Raw genomic sequence first — 2,498 nt, 5'->3', positions numbered from 1 at the left:
GGCGTTGCACAGGCACGCCCAGGACTCGAAGCTCGCGGTGGCCGAGGCGACGTCGAGCGGGAGCGCATCGAGGTTGAGCCAGCCGTTGCGACCCGAATACCAGACGGCCTGATCGGCGCGCAGCTCGGAGCGGACGCACACCAACGCGGCCTTGGCCAGGCGAGTCCACGCGGCGAAGTGGGTGGGGTGCGTGCTGGCGCTCAGCCCCGCCGCTAGCTGCTCGCGGGTGGCGAAAGGTTGGCGGTAGACCTCGAAGAGTTGGCCGTCGCCGGCCGGGTTGCTGAGCACGGTGGTGGCGAGGACCTCGGCGACCGCCGCCGGAACGCCGAGCTGTGCGACGATCGTGTCGAGCACGAGCGCGCGCCGTCGCAGGTGTCCGACGATCCTCTGCAGGAGCCACGTTCGGCGGACCGAGACGTCTTGCTCGTCGTCCAGCACGGCCTTGGCGGCAGCCACGTCGACGATGCCGCCGAATTTGGCCTTGAAGAACTCGTCGCGGTCCTCGGGCTCGAGCGGCGAGGTCCGCTCGACGATCTCGCGGGTGATGGTGACGTCGTCGGCGTCGAGCAGCGCGGCGAGGTTGGTGGTCAGCGCCTGGCCGTCGGGATCCTCGAGGCGACTGACCTCGTCGTCGATCGTGAGTAGGCCCCGGGCGAGGCCGCCGAGGGTGCGCGCGACCGCGACGTCGTCGAGCGGGCCGGCGCCGGTGAAGCGGTGGCGCAGCAGCCAGTCGAGCTCGTCGACCGAGAAGCCGCTCTTGGTCAGCGCCTCGACCTGGTCGACGAATTCTGCGGTCGAGCGCGGATCAGCGAAGGGATCCAGACCAGTCAGATCGGCGAAGTGAAGGAAGCTCGAGATCGAGAACCGAAGCGTCCGCGCGAACGCGACGCAACGAAACAGCGCGGTGAGGTTGGCGAACGAGAACGCGTCGCTGGCCAGGTCGGAGCTCACCAACAGCCGGTAGTCCCGCTCGCCGATCCCGAGCCCCGCGAGCACGCGCGGAAGCTGGGTGGCGGTGATCGCCTTCGCTGGATTGCTCTCGCCGATCAGCTGGGCGCCATCTCCCGCGGGGTTGAACGCCGGATCGATCGGCCCGAGATCCTTGGAGAGAAAGCGCCGAGTGTAGAGCGCCCGCTTGTCATTGCTGTCCCGGGCGTCGATCACGTTCGCCCAGAACGTGGCGAGCTCGTCCCAGCCCAGGCGGACGCGCTCGCGGAGCAGCACGATCTGCGCGAGCGTTCGCAGCCCCGCGCGATCCAGGGTGTTGCCGAGGACGTCGCGCATCAGCACGTCGAGCATGCGCCGGGGGATCTTCGTCGCTCGCTCGAGCCGCACGAAGCGGTGGAGCCGATCGAGCGCGGCCGCGTCCAAGAAGGCGATCGTGGCGTCCTCGAGCGCGCAGGTCTGCGCCCACTGCATCACGATGTTGCCACCGGGGTTGATGAAGTGCAGGTCGAGCAATTCGCGGAGCGCGTCGAGCTCGATCCGGGCTCGCAGTAGCAGCTCGCCGACATCGCCTTGCTCGCCGGTTCCCCGGAGCACGTCGACCCATTCGTTGGCCTGCGCCGGGAAGCCCCAAAACTCGCGGCCGTCTGGGGAGACGTTGCCGTCGTACTCGCCCGCGATGATCTGGAAGGTCGTCGCGTCCAGACCGAGCACGTCAGCCGCGATCGCGTCGAGCTCCGCGTCGCTGGGATCGGCCCCCGCGACGCGACGCATCAGCTCGTGTCGCGGGACGCCGAGGTGCCGCAGGTACGTCTTTGCTTCGATCGTCGGCAGCGAGAACGGGAGCGTCCACGGGTGGACCGCGTGCGTCAGCGCGGCGCTCTGATACACGTTCGCGTCGAGGTGCTCCGGGTGCAACCGCAGCTCCGCGGCCGTCCACGTGGTCTGCTTCGAGATCGGGCCGAGGCCGCCCACGAGGAAATCCTCGAGCAGTTCGTTGACCAGATCGATGTACGGCAACACCGTGTTGGTGTTGGCGCAATCGAGCAAGATGTGCGCGAGATCAGGCCGGCGAGCGAGCAGCACCGCGAGCGCGTTGGGGGCCTGCTGCGCCGGACGTGCCTTCAAGAACGCGAGCAGATCAGCGAGGTACGCGGCCGGGCTGAACACCGAGCGGCAGTGCTCGCACACGCAATAGTCCAGGTTGCCGAGGATCGTCGCCAGCTCGGTCAGGCCGTGGGGGGAGTCCTCGAGCTGCCTCGCGCCCTTGTTCGCCACCGGTACAAACTCGCCGCCGGTCTTGGCCAGGGCGATCTGCGAGGACAGCCCGAGCACCAGCGAGTGGACCTTCGCGGCGTTGTCCCAGACCGCGCCCGCGAGCGCCTCGCCGTCGTGGTCGTCGCTCGGGAGCAACGCGCCAAACCGCGACGCGAACTCGCTGCGGGTGCTGGCGACGATCTGCGTGGCCGAGGTGATCCCCTGCTCGAGCAGCGCCTTGGCGGTCGCGTAGCGGCCGATCGGCGGGCTCAATCGGTAGACCCGCTGAACCCGCT

1 protein-coding gene is annotated in these 2,498 nt (G+C 69.0%); it reads right to left on the bottom strand.

The window, feature by feature from the left end:
* Positions 1 to 2,498 (bottom strand): Tc toxin subunit A (locus tag ENSA7_RS41130; RefSeq protein WP_219908155.1); only part of this gene is annotated, 2,498 nt, incomplete at both ends.

It is taken from the genome of Enhygromyxa salina (assembly GCF_002994635.1).
In the GTDB taxonomy this organism is placed as follows: domain Bacteria; phylum Myxococcota_A; class Polyangia; order Nannocystales; family Nannocystaceae; genus Plesiocystis; species Plesiocystis salina_B.
The sequence above is the reverse complement of the archived record's forward strand: the minus strand, read 5'-3'. Positions and strand labels throughout refer to the sequence as shown.